The organism is Legionella rubrilucens, from assembly GCF_001468125.1.
Classification (GTDB): domain Bacteria; phylum Pseudomonadota; class Gammaproteobacteria; order Legionellales; family Legionellaceae; genus Legionella_C; species Legionella_C rubrilucens.
Genome location: NZ_LNYT01000007.1, coordinates 672,541 through 696,511 on the forward strand (window position 1 = coordinate 672,541; position 23,971 = coordinate 696,511).

Consider the following 23,971-nt stretch of genomic DNA (forward strand, 5'->3'; position numbering starts at 1 on the left):
TCTACACACTGATGCGGTTTGAACCTGCTGAAGGGTAAATCGCGTCTTTCCCGGCATCGTTGGGATTGGCATCGGGTGGAAGGGTGGTGAGTTCAACCGTCTGGGTTGATTGGGTAACCAGGGAGGCGTCTGGTACAGGCGGGGTCGGTTGAGATGTCAGGGATGGCGTTTGTGGGGGTTGAGGGTCTGGCGGGGTTTGCAAAATCCCCAGCATGTGATTGGAGTAACTGCACGTGGCGGATTGATTGGGCCTTTCTCCCAGCTGGGTTTGATAGCAATCCAGAGACTCATCCAGGATGCTTTCTTCTTTTAAAACCTGTCGTTTTTTATCGGCTTTGCTGTCCTGTTTTTCTGCAAATTTCTCAGCAACCCATTTGATGAGGCCGATGGTGGCCATGGCAATGGCCAAACCACCGACGATGGGTAAAAGCACCGGTGGTGCTGCGACCACGCTGACCGCCATCAGCAAGGCGATGGTGGATAAAACCACTCCGGCGCCGGCTAAGGCGAAGGTGGTGTAGGTTTGGGCTAATTTCTCGTTCGCTAATAAATCATTGCGCTTTAATTGATGGATGGGCTTGGTGATGCCGGTAATTTCTGTATCCAGCTTGACAATCTCTTCCTTAAGCGCATCAATGGCAGCGATGCGGGTCTTTCTTTCATCAGGCGTCATCGAATCAGCGACCTTTTCAAGATTCTCAACAAGCACGGTCAGCGCAAGCATTTTCTCCCAGCGCTGGTCATAGCATTTTTTAAGCTTGCCCGCCTGGCTTTCTTCATCACCCTCAAGCGTCAAGCCTCTTTGGGTCAGGAGATCATGAATGAAGGTCGACTCTGTCTGATGGTTATTTTTGTCCTCCTCTTTTAAATCGGGATCACGCAGTGCCTGTTGCAATTCCAGATAACGCACTCTCAGGGGATCTAAGTACTTTTCATCCGCCAGGGCAGTCGTGTTTCTGGCCTCCAGTAATTGATTAAATTCTTTTTTCTGCTTATATTCTGCGCGGGTCGTTAGTTTGGCCGCGATACTGCCGGCTAAACTTATCCCTTCAAGTACGGTGGTAAGAGCGCTGACCGCAACACCAATCGCTGCAGAAACCGCGGCCGTTAATACAAAGGCGGCAATGCTTAACGCCGTAACCACCACCAGAACGCCCATGGCAAATAGTTTTTCACCCACGGTTTTGTCTTTGGCAAAAAGGGTGGTGATGGCTGTGGGAATAACGGAAACCATTTGTAGAATAAAGCCGATAATCGGCAGCTGTTTGCTTTGAGAGAAGATGGAGGCAAAAAAGCCCTGAATCTGGCTGAACAGGCCTAGGGCATTGTTCGCATAGTTACCGCGCTTGTTGATTTCATCCACCAGACTCGTCTCCCGTTCGGCCTGGCGGATGCGGTATTTTAATGCTTTCATCCTTTCGGATAAGAGGATGGTTTTACGGCCCATTTCGTTCTACTAAAGCACATAATAGTTAATTTTAATACATAATGAACCAATTGGTTTTAAATGGCTTGTTTTTAAAGCGTGTTAGCGGATTGGCTGTGTGTGTTTCTTTTGTGGTATGTTTGACGGTTTAGCTGATTACGCTAGCGGCATTTTTGCTAGAACCTCTCGTTTGGCTTTTACAAACATGTCTTCAACTCATCCATCAGGTTAACCAAATGAAAAAAGGGATTATTATTGGCGGCTCGATTTCAGGTTGCGCTGTAGCGATTCTTTTATCCCGCCTGGGTATTGAAGTGACCGTCCTTGAGCGCTCATCCGGCAGCGCAGAAGGAAACGGGGCAGGAATCATGCTGCCATTGGCTTTGGTTAAGAAATGCATTGAACTGGATTTATTCGATGCTGATATACCGCGGCTAGCCATTTCTGGCCGCACTTTTTTCAGAAAAACGAATGCAGAAGGGCAGGTTGAAAAATTCTGGCATCAATCTTTACAAGGTTTTGCCCTGAATTGGATTGATGTCTATCGCAATCTGCGTAAACGACTTAACCCCGGGTTAATTCAACATCACCAGCAGGTTATCAACATCCAGAAAGAAAAAAGCAGGTATTCTTTAAAAACGGCGCTAAATACTGCCTATACTGCCGATTTTGTCGTTGCTGCCGATGGGGTTGAATCGACAGTACGCAAAAAATTATCATCAACCACAGAAACCTATGCCGGCTATATTGCCTGGCGCGGCACGCTTGCTGATTGTACTTATGATCCGGGGGAGAGTATTGAATGTTATCCCTGGGAAAATGGTCATATTTTAGTCTATCGCATTCCTGCGGCTGATTATGAAAAAACCGGCAAGGCCATGATAAACTGGTTAATCTATGAACGAACCTCACCTGATCAGCTGCAATTGCGGCTTACTGATTGTCAAAACAAGGTCCATACTCGCTCTGTCCCTCCGAAAGGGCTTCATGAGACTCAATGTGACTATCTTCATGCCCTGGCAAAAGCACATTTTCCTTCGGTTATTGCCGAGATAGTTCACCAAACAACTCATCCCTTTATTCAGGTTATTTTTGATTCCCAGATCACTGCTTACCCGGATAATGATTTATTGTTTGTAGGCGATGCCGCAGCAACAGCACGCCCGCACAGTGCATCGGGGGTCACCAAAGCATTGGGCAATGCCATTGATTTGCACCAGTTATTATTATCCAATCCCGATAAGGATTTATTTCCTCTTTTTAGTCAATGGAAAGACAAGCAACAGAAAACCAATGCCGAAGAAGTGGATAAGGCAAAGAAAATGGGTGATGCATTAATTAGCAATCCGCCTGACTGGTCTGGGATGGATCAGAAAAGTATGGATGTCTGGTGGACACAAATAATGCTTGGCCATACGTGGTTGCTACACAAACCTCGAACCAATCTTCTGATCGCGGCAGTAAAGAACACACACTTCGCGCCAAATTGTAGCCGTTAAACGTGTTTCACGTCTCTCTGCTGAATTGGTTTGAGCCGTGCGCGGATGGAGCCTCTTCTATTTATTCCATATGGTTTCTTTAATAAAGGACATCAAACAGGGTATTGAAACATGCTCACACCCGTTTTCTTTACTTTTCACCAAGGATTGCGCCTTCTGCGGTTTGAAACGCCACATCAACAGGCTGCCGGCCAGGCATTCTGACAATGCTCTTCCAGTTCCTGGGGAGTCATGGCAATTCGTTTCTTGACTTCATCCGGGAGTAACTGTTCCGCTTCACGTTTGAAGCGAAGGTTGTTGCTGACCACAAACCAAGACGTTAAGCCGGCCAGTGAGGGGACCGGCATCCCAATAAAACCTAACCGCCGATACACATTGGCATCCTCTGGGTTTGACGATGGATTTAACTCCCTGTCCATGTCGTTATTCACCAGGATGATTTGCTCCGCTCTCGGAAAACGCCGTTGGATGGCCTGACGTTGTTCATGGTCCATTTGGGTTACTTCCTGAAGCGATAATTTTATCGACCTGATATTGGCTGGCAATGCATTAAACATAACACTCAACTCGTCTGCTGTTCGTTCATGAAAATGGCAGTTATTTAAACCAAGATGAATTAAGCGAGAATGGGCAAGCGCATCGAACAGAACCGCCAATTCCTCAGCCGTTTTCCAATCAAATCGGTTGTCGCCTGCATCAAGATGAGTCACTTTTGTGGTCTTTAGCGAGGAAAACATCGCAGTCAATTCAGTCAGGTCCAATTCCCCAAGGCCATTACCACTGACATTGAGATGGCTGATACAGGAGCCTTGCAGCGCATCAAACAGGGTTCCAAACGACGTATCGGTCATGAGAGAGAAGCCATTATCGCTTAAATCGAGGTGGGTAACAGGAGAGCCTTTGAAGGCATGCAGCAGGGCGGTGAATTCAGCACCGGTTCTTAGATAAAAATCATTACGACGTAGACCAAGGCGAGTGACTAACGAGTGTTGGAATGCGCTGAACAGGATCGCCAATGCGGCGCCGTCCTGTTTGCCCAACTCATTGTTAGCCAAATCAAGAACAGTCATGGACTTACCGCGCCAGGCCTGAAATAACTCGATTAATTCATGGGCTGGCCATTGTCCCAAATAATTGTAACTTAAATCCAGTTGAATGATCCCTGGCTCGTTTAAAACAGTGATCAAGGCTGCTAACTCAGCCCCTGTTCTTTGGTTAAGGTAATTATTGCTTAAATCAAGGCGGGTGATGGAAGAACCTTTAAGCGCTCTGAACAGAGCGATTAGTTCAGAGCCGGTTCTTAGTCCAAAGTAATTGGCGCTTACATCGAGATGGCTTATCCCCGAGTCCTTTAGTATGTTGAACAGCGCCACCCATTCCATCCCTGTGGGCCCGGTATTTTGCCCGAGAGCATTGAGGCGCAGATTAAGGGAATGGAGACCCAAATCCTTAAACGTGCTAAATAGACGCGCTAATTCAGTGAATTTTTCCTCACCCAGCCGGTTATTGGGTAGATGGAGCTCAGAAATCCACGAACCCTTGAGCTGGTGTAGTTTGGCAATGATTGCCTCAATGGAACGATTAAATAATTCAAGACGCATGGCTTCTTCTTTTGTCACAACAATAAAAAGCGCAATCCTTGGAGCGGCCGCAAAGTGTAAATTTTGAACATATTGCCACTGTCTGACTAAATGGTCAAATAGTATTCTATATGGCCAGTGTTAATCGATGGAAATCAGAAGCCGTTGTGCGCTACACCGGCATCACAATACAGTTGCCAATGGCAAAAGAGGACGGTGTAAACCTAAAGTGAAAAGAAAGCCTAAAGAATGTATAACAAAGTGTAAAGTGGCCTGAATCCTACGTAGAGAAACCTTCCTGGTAAGCGAGAATCACTGAAAAAAAGTATTGAAACGAGCTGATATAACATCAATGACTTAATCACCAATCCCTTGATTTCAATACAATTCATGACTCTCGACACGAAACCCGCGTTAACTCTTTCCTTGCTCAAAAAATCCATCAATACGATTTGCTAATCCTTTTTTTGGAAAAAATAGCCATTTAATCGTTGGTTAATATTTGTTCTTTATAATCCATTGGTAATAAATTTATCCAATAAACCAACTAATTGGTCATTATGTAAAGAGATGTAGCATGCTAGAAAAATTTGAAAAGAAGGACAATAAAAAAACAGGAATGAACCAAACCTACTCAGGCTATATCAAATTAGGCCAAATTATTATCCTGTCGAAAAACTGGGTTAAAAATAAACAGGCTTTCCTTGAGGCTCCTTGCGAGGCCAGTTTCCACTCGATTTATTCAATAGCAAAAATCATTGATGACGAGCATCCATTGCCGTTTATGATGCCTGAAGTCTATTTTGAAAAAGAGTATTCTTCTAATTCTTATGAAACCTGGGAAGAGCTTTATCTTAAAGATGATGTGTTTATTTCACTGGATAATTTAAAGGGTAACAAATACATTGCTTATTCATTGGAAACGGTTTTTTTGGCCAATAAATACAAAGGCTTTCTACGCACGACACTGCATTTCGATGATGTAAGGGGTACTGAGATGAGCGAACGGGATCAAGAGCGCTTTCTTTCTCAATTAAAAAGACGATATCCGGAGTATTACCAGGAATATGTCAATGTACAGCCCGACAAAGCAGAGATTTCCTTAGACACGATTGATAAAGAGAAGCTAACCGTCATTTTGGATGCTGTGGAAGTGATGTTGGTACTGAGCTGCCATAAGGGTGGGTTAACATCCAACTTTTTACCAGGTGGCCTGACTGATGCGTTAAGTTCCTATGGCTATCAACTCTTGATCCAAGTGTTATCTGATACGTTAAGTTCCGATGAAAAGAAAGGATTAGACTATTTGTGGGTAAAAAACATTCAAACCAAGTCTGAACGAACGGTGGCTGATTTAATAAATTCAGCATTGCATGGCTCATGCACGACAACCCTCGGTTTGTATTGGTTAGGATTGCTGAAGGCACTTCGACCTCAATTATCCCTTACCATCGACGAGAAATTTGTTGATAAAATATACCATGATCTTGTTCAAGATAAAACCACTGGGTGGTCCAGTCTAGGGAAGGCACATTTAACTCTTTTCCTTAAAAAGAATGCTCAATACATTATCATGGAGATGCTCAACCCATTGGATAAGGAATCTCAGCCGAGAGAGAGACCGGGTTTTGTTATGTAATCCCGGATTTCAAAATGATTGATCTATTGGAATGAGGGGCCGTAAGTGGGAAAAACCCCATTTATGTGGCGTCCCGGAGAGGATTTGAACCTCCGACCTGCCCCTTAGGAGGGGGCTGCGCTATCCAGCTGTGCCACCGGGACTTAAGACCTGCAAGTCTACCTTATTCAGGGTGCAAATAACAACACTGCATGGCCTCCACTCTACATGGATTGGTAATTCGGGCCGCCGCCGCCTTCAGGCGCTTGCCAGACAATGTTCTGACGCGGATCCTTGATGTCGCAGGTTTTGCAGTGGATGCAATTCTGCGCGTTAATCTGCAGGCGCGGACCGGCCTCATCCTCAACGATTTCATACACGGCTGCAGGGCAGTAGCGGCTCTCGGGAGAGGCGTATTCCTGATAATTCACGGCAATGGCCAGGGCCGGATCCCGTAAGGTCAGGTGGCAGGGCTGATTTTCTTCATGGTAAGTATTGGTCAGGTAAACCGAACTTAAGCGATCGAAGGTTAAAATGCCATCGGGCTTGGGGTAAACGATTTTTTTGGCTTTGGCAGCCGGCAGCAGGGTGGCATAATCGGCATGGTGCTTGAATGTCCAGGGCGATTTGCCATGGGTAATATAGGTTTCAAAGGCAGCATTCGCCAGGCCAAAAAACAGGCCAAACCGGAATCCCGGCCGGATGTTTCTCACCGCATACAATTCATTGGCTACCCAGGACTGATTGAGCTTCTCAGGATAAGCCTTAAGCTCTGTCTGCTTATCCTCTGCGGCATTGCCTGCCATCAAGAGTTCAAAACAGGCTTCGGCGGCCAGCATGCCCGATTTCATGGCGGTGTGCGTGCCTTTGATTTTGGGGACATTTAAAAAACCTGCCGCATCGCCGATAAGTGCCCCTCCCGGAAAGGTTAATTTGGGAATGGATTGCCAGCCTCCTTCATTCAACGCGCGTGCGCCGTAACTGATGCGCTCGCCGTCCTGAAGTGTTTTACGCACAAAGGGATGGGTTTTGAAGCGTTGAAATTCCGCAAAAGGATTAAGCCAGGGATTCTGGTAATCAAGGCCGATGACATAACCAAGGGCCACGCGGTTATCGGAGATGTGGTAAATGAATGAACCGCCATAGGTGGCGTTGTCCAAAGGCCAGCCAAACGTGTGGATGACCTTGCCCGGACGATGATTTTCCGGTTTCACCTGCCATATTTCCTTAATGCCTATGCCGTAAGTCTGGGGTTGACACTGGTCGCGCAGTTGAAAGCGGTGCATGAGGTTCTGGCTTAACTGCCCGCGGCAACCTTCGGCAAACAGGGTTTGTCTGGCATGGAGATGCATGCCAGGTTGGTAATTGCTGGTTTGGTTGCCTTTTTTGTCAATTCCGACGTCGCCGGTCGCTACGCCAATGACTTCCCCGTGGGTGTTGTAGAGGATTTCTGATGCAGGAAAGCCCGGATAAATTTCACAGCCCAGATTTTCAGCCTGAACTGCCAGGAATTGGCAAAGTTCGCCCAGGCTGATGATGTAATTACCCTCATTTTTCATGGGCCTTGGCGTCGGCATGCGGAAAGCGCGCTTGCTGGTCAGCCAATAAAAAGCGTCTTCGGTGACGGCTGTATTCAAGGGGGCTTCCTGCCAGGTGTCAGGCAGCAATTCTTTAAGGCTTCGCGGTTCAAGGACAGCGCCTGAAAGAATGTGAGCGCCCACCTGAGCGCCTTTTTCAAGCACACAGACAGAGATGTCTTTGTTTTGAGCGGCGGCTAATTGCTTGAGTTTAATCGCGGCCGATAATCCAGAAGGACCCGCACCAACAATGACCACATCGTATTCCATCGTTTCGTGTTCCACACCCAATTCCTTCTTTAGCAAAGTCGTAAAAGATTACCCTAATGCCATTGAATAGCAAGGCTTTTGTCATGAAAGTGCCGGCACCGGATTGAGTTAAATTCAGCAGCTATTTGGTATATGATGTTGAGCGCAGACGCAGAAGATAACGGGAGCCTTTGACCAGCCTTCCGGTTTACGGATGGACAGGCTCAGCGATTGATAACAGGAGTTTAAAGCATGCAGGACGGGGAATATTACGCAGGCGGCTTGGGCTTGAATTTTTATGAACGGGCTGAATTGGAGCCTCTGGATGGGCTTGAAGGATGGCCTGCCTCCCTGGCTATTGCCCGCAACGCCCTGCGCATCCTCACCATGGGATGGCAGGATGAGGTCAAGTCCCTGTTCACCCGCAAAGTCATCAAGGCCGTCTTCTGGTCTCGCGATCGGGAGTTGATGCGCGCCATGCGCGTGGCTTTCCAGCAGGGGTTTGACCATGTTTTTAAACAACTGCAGGGGAAACAGCTTGAACCTCTGCAGCACCGCCAGGCGGAACTGTATATCAGCCAGTGCTTAAGCCTGCTGCCTTTTAGCGACATTACGCCTTATGAGTGTTTTACCATTCCTCAATGCATCAATAAACGATGGCAAATGGTGCATTACAAGGTGGTTCCCATTGAACTGACGCCAGTCTCTGGTTTTAAAAAACTGTTCTTAAGTGAAGAGGACCGCGTATTCGCCTACGGCCTTGAACCCATCAATCACCCGGATGCTTCGCCGCATCTTGTCTTTATGGGAACAACCTATCCTGCCGGTCAGGGGTTTGTGTCGCAGGTGAATACCGACCTCGAAGGGTTTGAAACCCCCGGAAAAAAACTTTACCGCAACGGCCGCGATAACCTCGTGCGCTGGCTTAACCGTCAGGGTAAAAAAACCTGCGTCTGCGGTACAAGTCTGGGTGGGGCATTGTCGCTGTTATTGGCCATTGATCAGGGCGATAAACTTGGCCGCGTCGATGCGTTCAACCCGCCGGGACTTTACACGTCCTGGCTTAAGAAAAGCCGGTATGATCACTGGGATGACATTCGAAAAACCAATAAAAACCTTAAAGTCCGTGTGTTCAAACAGGGGAATGATCCTATTTCCAAATTCGGCGAATGGAAAGAGGACTGGGACATTGTGCACGTGATTCCCTCCGAACAGCGCAAAAAGCAATTGAATCCTCTGACGGACCACGCCATGATTTATTCCGGTTATGAAGACACCCAATTCGTTGGCGTCGATACCAAAGCGGACAATGAGGAACGCAGAAAACGGAATTTCTGGTTCTACACGCTGCTGCGCGGCGTGTTTTATTACTCGGTGCTCGTGCCTTTTCGTTATGGTGCCTTGCCGGCGCTGCGTTACCTTTGGGCCCATAAGCGACAGGTCAGCCTGGTGCTTGGTTTTTTTGCCCTGTTCCTTTTGTTTCCTGCGTTAATCCCGGCCTTGGTCATTCCCGGTCCCGCTCTTCTTGGATTGCTGGTCAGCGCGCTCTGTTCAGCTCTGATCTGGGGCTATTTTGCTGACGTGGTGATCACCCTGCTTTACGATGATTATACCCACCGCAAACGGGGTGAATTTGACTCGTTCTTAAACTGGGTTTTCGAGCGTCCAGTCTGGGCGAAGGCTTTGTTGGGCACAGGCATGGTGTTGATTCCGGCCGCGATGCTCATTGTCCCCTTAATCCCTGTGTGCGCCCCCCTGGTGACGCCGGTCTTTTTTTTAGCTCTGGCAGCGGTGCCTTTACTGGCCTTTTTGACCTATTGTGTCATCAAAAGTATACAAACACTGGCTGGCATAACCACGCCGACTATCGCCGCTTGCCATGATCCCTTATTGCCGAGAAATCCTGAAAAGGACATCTACCGTAAGGAAATGAGCGCCAGAATGAGTATTCAGGATCTGGGTGATTACCATTTCGCCACTCGCCGCCTGTTGAACGATAAACCGTATCTGCCCTTGTCGGGTGATGAATACTGTGAGCGTTACGCGGGCTTGTCCAAACGGGAGGTGCTTGAGAAAAGCCAGAATCCAGAGGAAGCCACAAAAACCATTCAAGTGAAAGCCAGCGAGGCTAAAATTCATGAAATGCAGCAGATAGTCTCCATTGCCCGTCGTTTCGGTTTTCAAAAATCGCCGGCCTGTGTTCAAGAGTTGAGAGCCATTCATGACGATTATCAACAAGGTAAAGTCAAGCCACGGGAAGCAATCGATGACGAGTTAAATGATGAGAACAGGATGGGCACTTGGGTTTAGCGCTTATTCAAACGGCTTCCAGAATGGCCGCCACGCCCATGCCGCCCGCAGTGCAGATGGAAATCAACCCGCGCCCTGAGCCTTTTTGATGCAGTAACTTAGCCAGGGTGCCGACAATGCGTGTCCCAGTCGCCGCAAACGGATGCCCCAGCGCAAGACTTCCGCCTTTGATGTTCATTTTGCTTTGATCAATGGGCCCCAAGGCCTGTTTTGCTCGGAGCACATTACGGCAATATTCATCGGACTCCCAGGCTTTGAGTGTACACAGCACCTGACCGGCGAAGGCTTCATGAATTTCATAAAAATCAAAATCCTGCAGTTTAAGCCCGTTGCGGTATAATAATTCATACACGGCGCGGGTAGGTGCCATGAGCAGTCCTTCGCCATGAACAAAATCCACTGCAGCGACCTGCGCGTCGACGAAGCGGGCCAACAGGGGATGGCGGTGTTGTTTAGCGATGTCTTCGCTGACTAAATACACGGCCGAGGAGCCGTCGGTCAGCGGCGTGCTGTTGCCGGCGGTTAATGTGCCTGTCGCTGTTTTGTCAAAAGCCGGTTTGAGTTTTTCAAGTTTTTCAAGTGTGGTGTCTGGACGAAGCGTGCCGTCGTGGTGTAAGCCGTTAAAGTCAAAAACCAGATCATCATAAAACCCCTCGTCATAAGCACGGGCGGCTTTTTGATGACTGATCCAGGCGAGTTGATCCTGGTCTTTACGGCTTATCTGCCATTGCTTGACCATTTTTTCGGTGTGCTCACCCATGGACAAGCCCGTGCGGGGTTCCTTGACCGAGGGGTATTGCGGTTTAAAATGACTGGGTTTAAACGACAGCACCGCCTTTATTTTTTGCATGGGCGTTTTGGCTTCATTGAGTTTCAGAAGAATGCGGGTGAAGGATTGACGAAACATCACCGGCAGATCACTGTTGGAATCAACGCCGCCGGCAATGCCGTCGTCCATTTGATAATTGGCAATTTTCAAGGCAATTTGCAGGGTGGTTTCCAGACTGGTACCACAGGCTCGTTGCAGAGTATAGGCCGGTGTATCAGGATTGAGGGTGGTGCCAAGAACGGCTTCTCGGGCCAGATTCCAGTTCATGGAACTGTTAATGACCGCTCCAAGGCCCACGTCGCCAACGGTTCGGCCGCTTAACTGCAGGGTATCGACCAGTCGTTGCAGGGAGGCAATCATTAAATCCTGGGTTTGCACATCCCTGTAATCAGTCATCGACTTGACGAAGGGAATGCGGGCACTTCCTGCAATGTACACAGCGCGTGTTTTCATGATGGGTATCCGCTGTCAAGGGTATATTTCATAGTCTAGTAAGTCTCTGTCAGTTTGCCGACTAAAAACCCGTTAATACAATTTTTCCACGCGAACGGCCGCTTTCAATCAGTTCATGGGCGCGCTTTAAGTTAGCTGCATTAATCGGTCCGAAGGTTTCATTGAGCGTGGTATGAAGACTGCCCTGATCAACCAATTCACTGATTTGATTGAGGATGGCATGCTGCTGGATGCGATCCGCCGTTTTATACATCGAACGCGTGAACATCATTTCCCAATGAATGGAGATGCTTTTTAACTTAAACAGCTTGATATCGAGATTGACCGGATCGTCAATCAAGGCAAATTTGGCCTGTGGTTTCAAACAGCGGATCAATTCTTCCGCATGCGAATCACTGTGCGTTAAGCTCGCAACATAATCCACCTGATTGATGTCAAAATGAATGAGTTGATCCAGCATGGGGTGAGTGTGATCAATGACAAAATGCCCGCCTTGCTTGAGTATCCAGTCGATGCTTTCCTGCCTGGAGGCGGTTCCTATGATGGTCAGCGACGTCAGTTGACGGGCCAGTTGCACCAGGATGGAACCTACGCCGCCTGCAGCACCGGTAATTAAGATGGATGCTTTTTCGTCTTTATCAATGGCAAGGCGATCAAACAGCAGTTCCCAGGCGGTGAGGCTGGTCAGGGGCATGGCCGCTGCCTGGGTAAAAGACAGGCTTTTGGGTTTTTTGCCCACCAGATTTTCATCAATCAGATGGTATTCGCTGTTGCAACCGGCCCGCATCAGATCACCGGCATACCAGACTTCATCACCGGGTTTAAATAACGACACCTTGGCGCCGACTTTCCTGACCACCCCGGCGGCATCCCAGCCGAGAATTCGGTAATCGCCTTGTTCCGGGCTGGCTTTAACGCGGACTTTGCAGTCAACGGGATTAACTGCCACGGCTTTTACTTCGACTAAAAGATCGGAATCACCAGGGGTGGGGATTGGTAATTCAAGGTCGGTCAATACATTGGCTGGCCCGGCTTTTTGGTATCCTACAGCTTTCATAATGCTCCTTGCGGCAGATGAATGATCATTAGTATAGTGCCTAAAACCGGGGGATTGTCCAAGGATAAATTCATTTATGGCTGTGAATTTAAGGCGTATACTTAAAAACAGCGCTAACCACTCGAGAAATCATGAAAAAATTAATCCATGGGATCCTGTTGATGCTGGGTTTTGGTGTGCACGCTGCCAACCCTACGGCCATGACCTTGAATGTCGCATCCGGAGAAGATCAATTTAAAGTCACGCTCCAGGCAAACCCCACCACGGGGTATCAGTGGACAGTGCAAAATTACGATCAAACCCTGTTTAAGCTGATGAGCAGTCAATATGTGGCGCCTGAAACAAAATTGATCGGGGCCGGGGGACAAATGGTTTTCACCTTCGCGGTTAATGAGGGGGTTGCCTTGCCTAAAAGCAGTGCCATGACTTTTCGTTATGCCCGTCCCTGGGAGCCTAAGGAAGGAACGACACAAAAAGTCATTATTCAGTTTAAGCCTTAGCCCCTGCTCAGTTGGAGAGACGACGTCGCCACGGCTTTATCTGATTCGACTGCGATGTCCTCAAGCAACGTTTGGAACTGGCTCTTGCGGGTAAACAGGCTATTAAAGGTTTTATCTTTTATGGCCAGTTCGTCGTTTGTTCCAAGCGCCGCCAGGTTGACAGGATGCTGTGACAGGGCGTTCACGACCATGCGGATGGCGTTGAGGACTTCCTGATACCGGGCTGCCCGATCTTCAATGAGGCAAAACTGATACAGGACACGACTCACGCTGTTTTCACTTTGAAAGGCCTGCCAGAGGTCATTGGCATAGGCTTCGAGCTTGATTAATTGTTTGCTGAGATGAAGCCGTAATGGAGCGTTCGGCTTTTTAATATCCAGGGTGATTTTATCCGCCAATTGCCTGAAAAAACGCTGGCATTCGGTGGCGTTCGGGCGTCTTTTTTCCTCTGGATGACACATGCGATTAAGGAATTCGGCCAGCAGTAATTCGTCATAGCTTAAGTAAGGCTTGTTGTGTAAGCTGTGGGATTCACCGCTGTTGTCAGTCATCTTAAACTGCTCCGCCATGATTTTGCCCAATGAAAAGATGTCACTGGCCTTGGAAAACAGATAACCGTTGTCGGTTTCCGTTTCAGGCGCCATGTAATGCTTGTCGGACGAGTAGCTGACTCGGACGTGGGTATGGCCCTCTGGAAGTTTTTTGGCCCGGTTAAAATCAATGATATTGACATGCCCTTCTTTGGCATCCCAGAGAATATTATCAGGCTTTAAATCGGTATGGAGAATACCGTGATCGTGTAATTCAGCCAGTTGCTCAGCGATTTCGGCACCCAGACACAAAGTCGTTAAGGAACCAAAACTGAAGCGGTGTTCGTGCTTTTTATGCCCCAAGTCATGGCCGGGATAAAGCGGCATGACAAGAACTGCCTCCTCGACCTGGGCTTCATAGGTTAATGTGCCAATGTCTTCATCCTGATACGTGACTTCTTTTTTGCGCCTGCCATGGGAAAACCCAAAAGAGCGATGAAGCCCCTCAAGCAGATGATGTTCATTCCGGGCTTCCAGGAGCGCGCTTTCGCGATCCGAGCTGGCCGCGGTTCCTCCCAGGGAGTAGTCGGTTATTTTAACTGCATAGGCTGGTTCCGGCATCACATTGCCGCTTTCAGCATCAAGACACAGGGCTTTGGATACTTCACCAAAAGAACCTGCCCCAAGCGTTTGAGTCAGTAAAAAATAGACAGGTTCATCCTGTTGATAAACCTTGACCAGGGTTAGCTCCGGATTTTCAGGTATCACCTGGACATTGACGGCTTTATTATTAGCCAAGGCTTCGATGGCTGTCAGAATACACTGTCTGTTTTTTTCTATTGCCTGGATGACGACACAGGAAGGGGTGCTCACACGATCATCGCTGTTGTAAACCAAATTGCCCCGTAGGTTAACAAAATAACATTAAGGATATATTAATTGCGTTTGCAGCAGCAAAAGGCGTTAAGCAGGGGGATATCTGAAAAATGAACGGCACGGAAGAATTGATTGTATTTCGGTGGAGTGAGGGCAAGTTTTCGAACTTCAAGCAGAGGCTCTCCGCTGGCAGGGATAGTGAAAAGACCCTGTGATTTGGCCGCTTTGAGGTTGTTGTCGTCATCATCGACAAGGCAAGCCGGACCTTGATAATTCAGTTCCGACTGAATGGCCTGAATATGTTGATTTTTATTGGCGCCCTGTAGGGGCAATGGCATCCAGGAATGGATACAAATCCTGTCGACCTCGGAGGACTCAAGGCCAATGACGTCCTTAAGGTAACGTGGAAAAAGCAAGCTTCCAAAGCTGTTGAACGACGCAATGGCCACATGATGGCCTTTTTTAAGCAGTAATTGCAATGTTTCTTTCCAGATCGCGGTGCCTCCCAGAGGCTCTATGCTGCTCAGGATTTGCCAAGACTCCTCGAGATTGCCCGAGGAGCCAGCCAGCAGATTATGTGTATTTTCTGAAACAATGGTTCCATCGAAATCAAAAATAAAAAGCATGACCTTTCTTAATCACTGTACGTTAGTCGCGATCTTTTTTTCGAAAAGGGAGGTAGCGGGGTTCCCAGAACATGTCCTGAATTAATGGTTCAAGGTCTTTGTCCTGATTTTTTTGTGCAAGCTCCTCGGCTATGGCTGTTCTGGCAACGGCCACGGCAATGTTTTTAGCCACGGTCTGTGCATCGTCCAGGGAAGGCAATAAGGGCAGGAAGCTGTCTTTTTTGCTGGGCGAGTGTCCGCTGAGTTCTTCGGCGGCTGCCCAAATCATGCCTTTCGATAAACGTGAAGCCCCAACCGCCAGAATGCCTAAGCCAATGCCTGGGAAAACCAGAGCATTGTTACACTGGGCAATGTCCACGAGGCGGTTCTGGTATTCCACAGCGGGGAAGGCAGTACCGGTTGCAATCAATGCCCGGCCCTGACTCCAGGCGAGAATGTCGGCAGGTTGGGCTTCGCATTTCTCATCCGGGTTGGACAGGGGGAAAATAATCGGACGTTCGCAGGTTTTGGACATGGTTTCGATGATATCCTGCGAAAAAGCGCCGGGCTGGGCTGAACAACCGATTAAAATGGTGGGTTTGACATGACGAACGGTGTCGGTCAAGGACGGATGCTGCCGGTCATTGATTGACCATGCAGCCACGTCTGCCATTTTTCGTGCGTAGGGCTGCTGCGCTTCGGTCAGTTCCTGGTCGCATTCCAGCAAAAGCCCCTGACGATCGATAAGCCAGAAGCGGCGATAGGCTTCCTCAGCGCTTAATCCGCGCCGCATCAGGGCGTCGACAATCTGATCGCTGATGCCCGTGCCCGCTGAGCCTGCGCCAAAGACTACGATGCAATGATCTTCAAGCGGTTTGCCGGTCACATCGCAGGCGGCCAGCAGCGCCGCCAGAGTGACCGCTCCGGTGCCCTGAATGTCATCATTAAAAGTACATAATTCATCCTGGAATTTATCGAGGATGCGTCGCGCATTGCCGCGGCCAAAATCCTCCCAATGCAGGAAGGCATTGGGGAAATGCTTGCGTATGGCGCTGACAAATGCCGAAATAAACGCATCGTATTGTTCTGCATTGATGCGGGGATGACGGCATCCCAGGTACATGGGATCATTGAGCAAATCCTGGTTATTCGTCCCTACGTCAAGAAACACAGGCAGCGTCCGTGTCGGATCGATCCCGCCACAGAGGCTGTAGACCATCAGTTTGGCGACGGGGATATCCATGCCGCCGATGCCCTGATCGCCAATACCCAACACCCCTTCGCCATCAGTCACCACAATCAGATCGATGTCGGGATTGGAGCGGTTGGTGACAATTTCTTCAAGCCAGTTTTTATCGGAATGGGCGATATAGAGTCCACGCGGCTGACGGTATTCATGGCTGAAACGTTTGACCGCTGTGCCGACGATGGGGGTGTAAATGGTGGGCAGCATTTCGGCAAGGTGGCGGCTCAGTAATTTATAAAAAAGAATCTGGTTTTTGTCATGCAGATTATTAAGGTAGATATTCTGCTGCAGGCGGGTGGTGTAGCCTGAGTATTGCAGGTAGGCGCGTTTGACCTGCTCGTCCAGTGTTTCGATACGGTGGGGCAGTTTCCCTAAAAGACCGAAGGCACGACGCTCTTCCTGGGTAAAAGCCGTGCTTTTATTGAGTTGGGGAATGGTTAATAACGGTTTACCGGTTATCGAGGTTTCTATAAAGAGTTCGCCTGTCTCGTCGTCGCGTACAATTTTAAAGTCCAGCATAATATTTCATCACCGCTTAAATCGCTATACCTTAACGAATTGCTAAAATTTATTCAATCTGGGACTCATAAAATATCACCTGTCTCTATTGCATGCAGACAAGGGCTGTCGCTGGGGCAGATCTTACCTAAGGCTTTCACTCTGTGTTAACATTCATTCTTTCAATAGGGCGAACCCGAGGTTTCTGATGTTGAGATTTGTGGTCATGGCATGGGCAATGTTCATGCTCAATTCCTGTGCGGCTCATGATGAGCGCTACTACCGTTTGAATCCGCCGGAATTGATTGATGTGATGAAAGCCTGCCCTGAAAAGCAACCCCGTCATTTAAGCTGTGATGAATTAAAGCCGGTGTTTGCCGAGGTCAGCCAGATGGCATATCAATTGCAAATCAATCCTCAGCGTTTTGGTTCTCGTATTTTAAGCCTTCAGGAAGAGTTGGGTAAACAGCAGGCTCTGCTTGAGCAAAACCCCAACCAACCGCAGCTTGCGGCTGACATTGAAAAAAAACAACAGCAATTGGCCGAGTTACTGGCCATTGTAAGATGGCTTGAAGCGCCGGAAGGGTAGACATGAAAATTCTGGTTAGTAATGACGATGGGGTATTCAGCCCGGGAATTCGGGCTTTAGCCAATGAGATGGCGACGATTGCCGACGTGTTTGTGGTTGCTCCCGACAGAAATCGCAGCGGTGCCAGTAATTCCTTAACCCTGACGCGTCCCCTGCGGGTTAAACAACTGGATAATGGCTATTACTGTGTGGAAGGCACGCCCACCGATTGTGTGCACCTTGCCGTCACTGGCTTTCTTGAGCCGAATGTGGTGGATATGGTGGTTTCCGGCATTAATGATGGTTCCAATCTGGGGGATGATATCCTTTATTCAGGCACGGTGGCTGCTGCGATGGAAGGGCGGTACCTGGGATTGCCGGCCATTGCCTTTTCGATGGCAGGGAACGGTAATATCCAGCATTATGACACGGCCGCCGTGATTGCCCGGCAATTGGTGACCAGGATTAAGGCAGACCTGCTGCCGCTGCAAACGATTTTGAATGTCAATATCCCGGATTTGCCGCTTCAGCAGATTAAGGGCATCGAAGTCACCCGCTTAGGCACACGCCATGGCGCGGAACCGATGATTAAACAAAATGATCCGCGGGGGCGTCCCATTTATTGGGTAGGCTTGCCGGGCTCTGAGGCAGACGCCGGGCCTGGAACTGATTTTTATGCGATAAGCCAGGGTTTCGTTTCCATAACTCCTTTAAATCTGGACATGACGCATTACAAAGTCTTTGATCAATTATCAAATTGGGTGGATGGCATCAATTGGGAATAATCCGAATTTTTTCCTATTTATATGACAAAATGATTCGCTGGTCGGGGCATAGTCATGCGCCTTATTATTTAGCCGGCGTTTCGTTTGCCGAATCGTCTTTTTTTCCCATTCCACCGGATGTGATGCTCATCGCCATGGGTTTGGCCGCCCCGGAAAAATCCTGGCGTTATGCCCTGATTACGACGATTTTTTCAGTACTGGGCGGTCTGTTTGGCTACCTGATTGGTTTTTTTGGTATTGAGATTCTATCGCACTGGCTAAACGGCTCCTCCTATTATCACAGTTACCTGCACGTGGTGGATCTGTTTAAAGTGTATGGGCTGTGGATTATTTTTATCGCTGGTTTTTCCCCTATTCCCTATAAACTGTTCACCATTGCGGCAGGTGCCCTGCAGATGGCCATTCTGCCTTTTGTGCTGGCCTCGTTTTTAGGCAGAGGGCTGCGGTTCTTTTTAGTGTCCGGCATTTTGTTTTACATGGGCGACCGGATTGAGACTAAACTCAGGCCGATCATTGATTGGTTGGGTTGGTTGGCGGTATTGCTTATCGTGCTTGGGTTTATCGTGGCGAAATACATTGTCTGAGAGTTATCATGCGCACGCTTTTTCTGTTGTTGATTAGTGCATTGCTTGCAGGTTGCGGCGAACGAACTGATTTAGCGCCTGTTGAAGAATTAAAATGGCAACCCCATATTAACTCTCAAGGGATTCACATTGTCCGTCCTGGCGAAACATTGTATGCCGTGGCTTTTCGCTACGATACCGATTTCCGGCAGCTTGCTGCCTACAATCGGCTGCGAAGCCCGTATGCCTTGCGGGTCGGGCAGGTATTGAGGATTAGGAAATCAGTTTATACTCAAAGAAGTAAACCGCATCCTTATCGGCAAACAACGCCTGCGGTCAAACGCTGGCAACCGGCACCGGACAGGAAAAAATACACCATGCCTGCGAAACGCGGGTGGTTTTCAACACCTCGGCGTTACGGCGGTGCATGGCAGTGGCCTGCTCAAGGGCGAATAGTGACCGGTTTTGTTCCCCAACAGGGAAAAAAAGGCATAGATATTGCTGGTAAAAAAGGCGACCTGGTTCGTGCTTCTGCGAATGGGGTTGTTGCTTATGCAGGCAGTGGACTCTCAGGCTATGGTAATTTAATTATCATCAAGCATGATGGGCAATTCTTAACGGCATACGGCAATAATCTTCATAATCGCGTAAAAGAAGGTCAACGGGTTAAAGCCGGGCAAATAATTGCCGACATGGGAATAATAGACAGGAAATTTTTTGGCGTGCACTTTGAAATCCGCCGCTCAGGCCAACCTGTCAATCCCATGAGTTATTTGCGACGAGGTTGACAGCGGACAGGCCGGTATTGCAACAATAGGATAAGTGTTTCTTCTTTGTATCGATTTAAACACAACAGGTGAAATCATGCAGACTGAAGACGATTCTACAAAAGAAACAGCGGTCCCCGAAGACGATTGGGAAGAGTCTGCTGACGAGTCGTTGCTCCTGGAGGACGATCTGGTCGTCAATGAGGAAGAAGAGCAACCCGATTTTTCGGACGAAGAGACATTTCCCAGTTTTCAACGCGGCCGGCAGGCAGCCAAGGTCATGGATGCCACTCAGCTTTATCTGAGCGAAATCGGCTTTTCGCCGCTGCTTTCCGCCGAAGAGGAAGTGCATTATGCGCGTCTGGCGCTCAAAGGGGATGCTGCCGCGCGTAAAAAAATGATTGAATCCAACCTGCGTCTGGTGGTCAAAATTTCCAGGCGATACTTGAATCGCGGTTTGCCTTTACTTGATTTAATCGAAGAAGGAAATCTCGGGTTGATGAAGTCTGTGGAAAAATTTGATCCGGATCGCGGTTTTCGTTTTTCCACCTATGCGACCTGGTGGATTCGCCAAACGATTGAAAGGGCAATCATGAATCAGACCCGTACTATTCGATTGCCTATTCATGTGGTGAAAGAATTGAATGTCTATCTTCGTGCAGCCCGTCAGTTGACGCAAAAACTGGATCACGAGCCCTCCGCAGAAGAAATTGCTGAAATGGTGGATAAGCCTCTGGAAGACGTTGAAAAATTACTGGGTCTAAACGACAAGGTTGCGTCGGTGGACACACCCATTGGTTATGATGAAAACAAATCCCTGCTCGATACCATTGCTGATGAAAACAGCATGAACCCGGCGGAACTGTTGACTGATGAAAACCTGCGTGCCCACATTGAATCGTTGCTCGATAAACTGACCGAAAACCAGCAGCAGGTGATTGCCCGACGCTTTGGATTACGCGGTTTTGAAAAAGCGACGCTGGAAGATGTCGGCAAGGAAATTGATTTAACGCGTGAGCGCGTGCGGCAAATCCAGGTGGAAGCCTTAAAAACCCTGCGCGGTTTACTCGAGAGGGTGGGTTTAACTCAGGAAGATTTATTTTAATTTCCAGACAGACTAAAAACCCGGCATCCGCCGGGTTTTTTTATTGCTGAAAAGGAGTCGAAGCCTTCTCGAGGTCTAGGATGTGTAAGCGAATGGCAGGGTTTGCCAGCATTGGGTATAGTCCTTTTGTCTTGCCGGATGCGCCATGGCCGTTGGGTTTATCAGCCAGGTTTCGTTGGTTTCAAACATAAAAGCTAAAGTATTTTTATACTGCACCGGCTTTAACGAATCCTTAATCGCCTGTTGATAGGCGGTATTATCAGGCCCATGTGCGGTCATGCAATTATGAATACTGACGCCGCCTGGTAAAAAACCATCCGGTTTGGCATCGTATTCGCCCTGAATTAATCCCATGAGTTCACTCATGATATTGCGGTGGAAGTAGGGCGGGCGGAACGTGTGTTCGGCCACCATCCATCGCGGCGGGAAGATAACAAAATCCAGATTGGCAATGCCGGGTATGTGGCTTTCGGAGGTCAATACTGTAAAAATGGATGGATCGGGGTGATCGAAACTGACGGTATTGATGGTATTGAATAAAGAAAGATCGTAACTGTAGGGCGCATAATTTCCCTGCCAGGCGACCACATTGAGCGGGGAGTGGTTGCTGTCGGCTGTCCAGAGACGGTGTTGGTATTTGCAAATCAGTTTCACCTCGTCATGCCGTTCCTCATAATCGGCGCAGGGGTATAGAAAATGGCGGGGATTAGCCAGGCCGTTGGCGCCAATCGGGCCTAACTGCGGCAGAGTAAGCGGCATGCCGGCGTTTTCACACAGGTAGCCTGAAGCAAGCGGACTGTTTAATTCCACCCGGAATTTAACCCCGCGGGGGATCACCGCAATTTTACCTGGACCTATGGACAGCTTGCCAAATTCCGTATGAAGCAGCAGATCACCGAGGTAGGGGACGAACAGCATTTCACCGTCACTGCTGTAAAAATAGCGCTGGTGCATGGAGCGGTTGCACTGGTAGAGAAACGCATTGTTACTGGCATTGCCGGCTAAATGAAAAAGCCCGTCAACGAAATCCGTTGGCGCATCCGGGGAGGGCAAGGGCGACCAGCGAAAAGGGTTAGGGGGTTGCAGCGTATCAAAGTGGACTAAGGGTTGCTCCCGATAAGGAACGTAATCGCCCTGGATAACCGATGGCGCTGTGCGGTAGAGCCAGCTTCGCAGGTTGAGGTGGCGGGGCCTGGTGAAGGCGCTGCCGCTTAGTTGTTCGGCGTAAAGACCGAAAGGACATTCCTGAGGCGAATTCTGTTCTTTCGGTAGAGAACCGGGGATTGCTTCCGTTTGATGAAAGTTGCCAAAGCCTGCGAGATACACTCAATGCCTCCTCCCTTGCAAAATAGGTCACTAGCATAGCTTGAAGCGAATAAGCTTGTCGAGTTTCATTCCGTCTCCCGTTCTTTTTATTCCCTGAACAGGGTATAATTTGACTATTTGACAGTATAGAGGTAGAGGCGATGGCCGGTCATAGTAAATGGGCGAATATCAAATTCAGGAAAGGTGTTCAGGACGCCAAACGCGGGAAAATTTTTACTAAATTGATCCGTGAAATTACTGTTTCAGCAAGAATGGGCGGCGGTGATGAATCATCGAATCCGCGCCTTCGCGACGCGGTGATCAAAGCGCTGAAAGCCAACATGAAGCGTGACACCATCGACAATGCCATTAAACGCGGCGCAGGCGGTTTAGACGGTGAAAACATGATGGAAATGCGCTACGAGGGCTACGGCCCAGGCGGCGTGGCCATTCTGGTTGATTGCCTATCCGATAACAAAAACCGCACGGTTTCGGAGGTGCGGCATGCCTTCACCAAACACGGCGGCAATCTGGGGACTGACGGTTCCGTTTCTTATCTTTTCACCAAACAGGGTTCTATACTGCTGGCTGCCGGTCAACCTGAAGAGGCGGTAATGGAACTTGCCATTGAGGCAGGCGCCGAAGATGTACTGGTTGAGGATGGACAAATTGAAGTGATCACCAGTGCGGAGACCTATCACGCAGTGCTTCATGCCTTGCAGCAAGCCGGTTATGAGATTGAACAATCCGGCTTAACCATGAATGCGCAGACTCTCGTGACCATCGATAACGATTCCGCTGAAACCCTAATTAAATTGATTGACATGCTGGAAGATCTGGATGATGTGCAGGAAGTACACAGCAATGCCCAGTTTCCGGAGGCTTTACTGGAATCCATGGCCGGATGAGCATCATTCTAGGCATTGATCCCGGCTCCCGTGTCACAGGTTACGGGATCATCCGGGAGGAAAAGCGGCGTCTTGCGTATGTCGACAGCGGTTGCATACGAACGGCAGAGGGCGAGTTAAGTGAGCGCTTGCTGGAAATCTTTAACGGCATCTGCCAGTTAATGGATGATTTCAGCCCCAATGAAGTTGCCATTGAACAGGTGTTTATGCACCAAAACCCTAATTCAGCATTGAAATTAGGGCATGCGCGGGGGGCAGCCATGGTGGCTGCGGCTTCTCATCGTGTAAAAATCAATGAGTATTCGCCGCGTGAGGTGAAGCAGGCGCTCGTAGGGTATGGCGGCGCCACCAAAGATCAGGTCAAGCAAATGGTGATTCATTTACTGATGCTAAACAGTTCGCCACAAAGCGACGCGGCAGATGCCCTGGCTATTGCCATTTGCCACAGCCACTGGCGTCAAAGTTTAATGGGACGTCAACAGAAACAGCTCAGGAGGGTAAAGCAATGATTGGCTGGTTACAGGGAAAAATTATTGATAAGGAACATCCAGGAAAAATGGTTCTCGATGTGAATGGCGTCGGGTACGACATTGAAACCTCGTTGCCTACTTTTTTTGAAGTGGAGTCCAGAGAAGGCCTGCTGGCGTTGCACATCCATACCATCGTGCGCGAAGATGCCCTCTTGCTTTATGGTTTTGCGGATAAGCAGGAACGGGCTCTGTTCAGGGCTTTGCTTAAGGTTAACGGTATTGGCCCCAAGGTGGCATTGAGTATCCTTTCAAGCATTACCCCCCATGAATTTATTCAGTGTGTCCATCAGAATAATACCCTGCAATTGACTCATATCCCTGGCATTGGTAAAAAAACAGCAGAGCGTTTAGTCATGGAGATGAAAGACAATCTGAGTCATTTGTCGAATGTCGAGTCATTCCATCTGTTTACCTCAAAATCACCGGGCGGTCTGCACCATGATCAGCAGGAAGCCATCAGCGCCCTTGAGGCATTAGGCTATAAAAGTCAGGATGCAGTGAAAGTAATTAAAAAAATCGATGATGGCACAAAAAACTGCGAGCAACTGATTCGCCAAGCCTTGCAGCTTCTCGCGGTGAGGGCTTAA

General features: G+C 48.7%; 21 protein-coding genes and 1 tRNA gene. 12 read left to right on the plus strand and 10 right to left on the minus strand.

All coding sequences use genetic code 11. The features are described 5' to 3' along the window. Position 1: 1 nt before the first annotated feature. Positions 2-1,447 carry a T4SS effector SidA family protein gene (locus Lrub_RS06580; protein WP_133134134.1) on the minus strand — a complete coding sequence of 482 codons (1,446 nt, stop codon included), beginning with the start codon at positions 1,445-1,447 and terminating at the stop codon, positions 2-4. A 215-nt stretch (positions 1,448-1,662) separates the two neighbouring features. On the opposite strand from Lrub_RS06580, the gene Lrub_RS06585 reads away from it, so the two are divergent. Then, on the plus strand, positions 1,663-2,925 hold the full coding sequence (locus Lrub_RS06585) for an FAD binding domain-containing protein (RefSeq protein WP_058531370.1): 1,263 nt from the start codon (positions 1,663-1,665) through the stop codon (positions 2,923-2,925). Positions 2,926-3,101: 176 nt separating this feature from the next. Here Lrub_RS06585 and Lrub_RS06590 read toward each other — a convergent pair whose 3' ends face one another. Next, positions 3,102-4,544 carry a leucine-rich repeat domain-containing protein gene (locus Lrub_RS06590; RefSeq protein ID WP_272946948.1) on the minus strand — a complete coding sequence of 481 codons (1,443 nt, stop codon included), beginning with the start codon at positions 4,542-4,544 and terminating at the stop codon, positions 3,102-3,104. Positions 4,545-5,082: 538 nt separating this feature from the next. Here Lrub_RS06590 and Lrub_RS06595 point away from each other — a divergent pair. Further along, on the plus strand, positions 5,083-6,144 hold the full coding sequence (locus Lrub_RS06595; RefSeq protein ID WP_058531371.1) for a hypothetical protein: 1,062 nt from the start codon (positions 5,083-5,085) through the stop codon (positions 6,142-6,144). A 66-nt stretch (positions 6,145-6,210) separates the two neighbouring features. On the opposite strand, the gene Lrub_RS06600 is transcribed toward Lrub_RS06595, so the two are convergent. Together Lrub_RS06600 and Lrub_RS06605 are read right to left on the minus strand one after the other, a co-directional pair. Further along, positions 6,211-6,287: transfer RNA gene (locus Lrub_RS06600), tRNA-Arg, on the minus strand. Positions 6,288-6,347: 60 nt separating this feature from the next. Next, positions 6,348-7,985, minus strand: coding sequence for an electron transfer flavoprotein-ubiquinone oxidoreductase (locus tag Lrub_RS06605; RefSeq protein ID WP_058531372.1), 1,638 nt, complete (start codon positions 7,983-7,985; stop codon positions 6,348-6,350). 216 nt (positions 7,986-8,201) lie between these two features. Between Lrub_RS06605 and Lrub_RS06610 the strand changes: the two genes are divergently transcribed. Then, positions 8,202-10,259 carry a hypothetical protein gene (locus tag Lrub_RS06610; protein WP_058531373.1) on the plus strand — a complete coding sequence of 686 codons (2,058 nt, stop codon included), beginning with the start codon at positions 8,202-8,204 and terminating at the stop codon, positions 10,257-10,259. A 7-nt stretch (positions 10,260-10,266) separates the two neighbouring features. Here Lrub_RS06610 and Lrub_RS06615 read toward each other — a convergent pair whose 3' ends face one another. Further along, the gene (locus Lrub_RS06615) at positions 10,267-11,541 is read right to left on the minus strand and encodes an acetyl-CoA C-acetyltransferase (protein WP_058531374.1); all 1,275 of its coding nucleotides are present in this window, start codon (positions 11,539-11,541) and stop codon (positions 10,267-10,269) included. A 61-nt stretch (positions 11,542-11,602) separates the two neighbouring features. Continuing rightward, a complete protein-coding gene (locus Lrub_RS06620) occupies positions 11,603-12,598 on the minus strand; it encodes a zinc-binding alcohol dehydrogenase family protein (RefSeq protein WP_058531375.1) in 996 nt (331 codons plus the stop codon). Between the two features lie 131 nt (positions 12,599-12,729). On the opposite strand from Lrub_RS06620, the gene Lrub_RS06625 reads away from it, so the two are divergent. After that, positions 12,730-13,098: a protease inhibitor I42 family protein gene (locus tag Lrub_RS06625; protein WP_058531376.1), complete on the plus strand. Its 369-nt coding sequence runs from the start codon at positions 12,730-12,732 to the stop codon at positions 13,096-13,098. Here Lrub_RS06625 and Lrub_RS06630 read toward each other — a convergent pair. Genes Lrub_RS06630 through Lrub_RS06640 form a run of 3 tightly spaced genes read right to left on the minus strand, consistent with a single transcriptional unit; the run spans position 13,095 to position 16,874 of the window. Further along, positions 13,095-14,525 (minus strand): protein kinase family protein, encoded by a 1,431-nt coding sequence (locus Lrub_RS06630; protein ID WP_058531377.1) that lies wholly within the window; start codon positions 14,523-14,525, stop codon positions 13,095-13,097. The genes Lrub_RS06625 and Lrub_RS06630 overlap by 4 nt on opposite strands. Before the next feature lie 38 nt (positions 14,526-14,563). Beyond that, on the minus strand, positions 14,564-15,130 hold the full coding sequence (locus Lrub_RS06635; protein ID WP_058531378.1) for an HAD family hydrolase: 567 nt from the start codon (positions 15,128-15,130) through the stop codon (positions 14,564-14,566). Between the two features lie 22 nt (positions 15,131-15,152). Beyond that, entirely contained in the window at positions 15,153-16,874 is a 1,722-nt protein-coding gene (locus Lrub_RS06640; protein WP_058531379.1) for an NAD-dependent malic enzyme, read from the minus strand. 187 nt (positions 16,875-17,061) lie between these two features. Between Lrub_RS06640 and Lrub_RS06645 the strand changes: the two genes are divergently transcribed. The 5 genes from Lrub_RS06645 to rpoS all read left to right on the plus strand — a co-directional run bounded on the left by Lrub_RS06645 (position 17,062) and on the right by rpoS (position 20,641). Then, positions 17,062-17,442: a hypothetical protein gene (locus Lrub_RS06645; RefSeq protein WP_065235722.1), complete on the plus strand. Its 381-nt coding sequence runs from the start codon at positions 17,062-17,064 to the stop codon at positions 17,440-17,442. A 2-nt stretch (positions 17,443-17,444) separates the two neighbouring features. Then, positions 17,445-18,206: a 5'/3'-nucleotidase SurE gene (gene surE / locus Lrub_RS06650; protein WP_058531381.1), complete on the plus strand. Its 762-nt coding sequence runs from the start codon at positions 17,445-17,447 to the stop codon at positions 18,204-18,206. A gap of 29 nt (positions 18,207-18,235) precedes the next feature. After that, positions 18,236-18,790, plus strand: coding sequence for a YqaA family protein (locus Lrub_RS06655; protein ID WP_202813746.1), 555 nt, complete (start codon positions 18,236-18,238; stop codon positions 18,788-18,790). An 8-nt stretch (positions 18,791-18,798) separates the two neighbouring features. Beyond that, a complete protein-coding gene (locus Lrub_RS06660) occupies positions 18,799-19,557 on the plus strand; it encodes a peptidoglycan DD-metalloendopeptidase family protein (RefSeq protein WP_058531382.1) in 759 nt (252 codons plus the stop codon). Between the two features lie 76 nt (positions 19,558-19,633). Then, positions 19,634-20,641 carry an RNA polymerase sigma factor RpoS gene (gene rpoS, locus Lrub_RS06665; RefSeq protein ID WP_058531383.1) on the plus strand — a complete coding sequence of 336 codons (1,008 nt, stop codon included), beginning with the start codon at positions 19,634-19,636 and terminating at the stop codon, positions 20,639-20,641. Positions 20,642-20,716: 75 nt separating this feature from the next. On the opposite strand, the gene hmgA is transcribed toward rpoS, so the two are convergent. Beyond that, a complete protein-coding gene (gene hmgA, locus Lrub_RS06670; protein WP_058531384.1) occupies positions 20,717-21,967 on the minus strand; it encodes a homogentisate 1,2-dioxygenase in 1,251 nt (416 codons plus the stop codon). Between the two features lie 140 nt (positions 21,968-22,107). On the opposite strand from hmgA, the gene Lrub_RS06675 reads away from it, so the two are divergent. Genes Lrub_RS06675 through ruvA form a run of 3 tightly spaced genes read left to right on the plus strand, consistent with a single transcriptional unit; the run spans position 22,108 to position 23,971 of the window. After that, the gene (locus tag Lrub_RS06675) at positions 22,108-22,854 is read left to right on the plus strand and encodes a YebC/PmpR family DNA-binding transcriptional regulator (RefSeq protein WP_058531385.1); all 747 of its coding nucleotides are present in this window, start codon (positions 22,108-22,110) and stop codon (positions 22,852-22,854) included. Then, a complete protein-coding gene (gene ruvC / locus Lrub_RS06680) occupies positions 22,851-23,363 on the plus strand; it encodes a crossover junction endodeoxyribonuclease RuvC (RefSeq protein WP_058531386.1) in 513 nt (170 codons plus the stop codon). The genes Lrub_RS06675 and ruvC overlap by 4 nt, the downstream gene beginning before the upstream one ends. Continuing rightward, the gene (gene ruvA, locus Lrub_RS06685) at positions 23,360-23,971 is read left to right on the plus strand and encodes a Holliday junction branch migration protein RuvA (RefSeq protein WP_058531387.1); all 612 of its coding nucleotides are present in this window, start codon (positions 23,360-23,362) and stop codon (positions 23,969-23,971) included. Before ruvC ends, ruvA begins: the two co-directional genes overlap by 4 nt.

What these genes read in the sequence shown, in the direction of transcription:
- Lrub_RS06580 (WP_133134134.1), bottom strand. Translation starts at nt 1,447, where the DNA reads ATGGGCCGTAAAACCATCCTCTTATCCGAAAGGATGAAAGCATTAAAA.
- Lrub_RS06585 (WP_058531370.1), top strand. Translation starts at nt 1,663, where the DNA reads ATGAAAAAAGGGATTATTATTGGCGGCTCGATTTCAGGTTGCGCTGTA.
- Lrub_RS06595 (WP_058531371.1), top strand. Translation starts at nt 5,083, where the DNA reads ATGCTAGAAAAATTTGAAAAGAAGGACAATAAAAAAACAGGAATGAAC.
- Lrub_RS06610 (WP_058531373.1), top strand. Translation starts at nt 8,202, where the DNA reads ATGCAGGACGGGGAATATTACGCAGGCGGCTTGGGCTTGAATTTTTAT.
- Lrub_RS06615 (WP_058531374.1), bottom strand. Translation starts at nt 11,541, where the DNA reads ATGAAAACACGCGCTGTGTACATTGCAGGAAGTGCCCGCATTCCCTTC.
- Lrub_RS06620 (WP_058531375.1), bottom strand. Translation starts at nt 12,598, where the DNA reads ATGAAAGCTGTAGGATACCAAAAAGCCGGGCCAGCCAATGTATTGACC.
- Lrub_RS06625 (WP_058531376.1), top strand. Translation starts at nt 12,730, where the DNA reads ATGAAAAAATTAATCCATGGGATCCTGTTGATGCTGGGTTTTGGTGTG.
- Lrub_RS06635 (WP_058531378.1), bottom strand. Translation starts at nt 15,130, where the DNA reads ATGCTTTTTATTTTTGATTTCGATGGAACCATTGTTTCAGAAAATACA.
- Lrub_RS06640 (WP_058531379.1), bottom strand. Translation starts at nt 16,874, where the DNA reads ATGCTGGACTTTAAAATTGTACGCGACGACGAGACAGGCGAACTCTTT.
- Lrub_RS06645 (WP_065235722.1), top strand. Translation starts at nt 17,062, where the DNA reads ATGTTGAGATTTGTGGTCATGGCATGGGCAATGTTCATGCTCAATTCC.
- surE (WP_058531381.1), top strand. Translation starts at nt 17,445, where the DNA reads ATGAAAATTCTGGTTAGTAATGACGATGGGGTATTCAGCCCGGGAATT.
- Lrub_RS06655 (WP_202813746.1), top strand. Translation starts at nt 18,236, where the DNA reads ATGATTCGCTGGTCGGGGCATAGTCATGCGCCTTATTATTTAGCCGGC.
- Lrub_RS06660 (WP_058531382.1), top strand. Translation starts at nt 18,799, where the DNA reads ATGCGCACGCTTTTTCTGTTGTTGATTAGTGCATTGCTTGCAGGTTGC.
- rpoS (WP_058531383.1), top strand. Translation starts at nt 19,634, where the DNA reads ATGCAGACTGAAGACGATTCTACAAAAGAAACAGCGGTCCCCGAAGAC.
- Lrub_RS06675 (WP_058531385.1), top strand. Translation starts at nt 22,108, where the DNA reads ATGGCCGGTCATAGTAAATGGGCGAATATCAAATTCAGGAAAGGTGTT.
- ruvC (WP_058531386.1), top strand. Translation starts at nt 22,851, where the DNA reads ATGAGCATCATTCTAGGCATTGATCCCGGCTCCCGTGTCACAGGTTAC.
- ruvA (WP_058531387.1), top strand. Translation starts at nt 23,360, where the DNA reads ATGATTGGCTGGTTACAGGGAAAAATTATTGATAAGGAACATCCAGGA.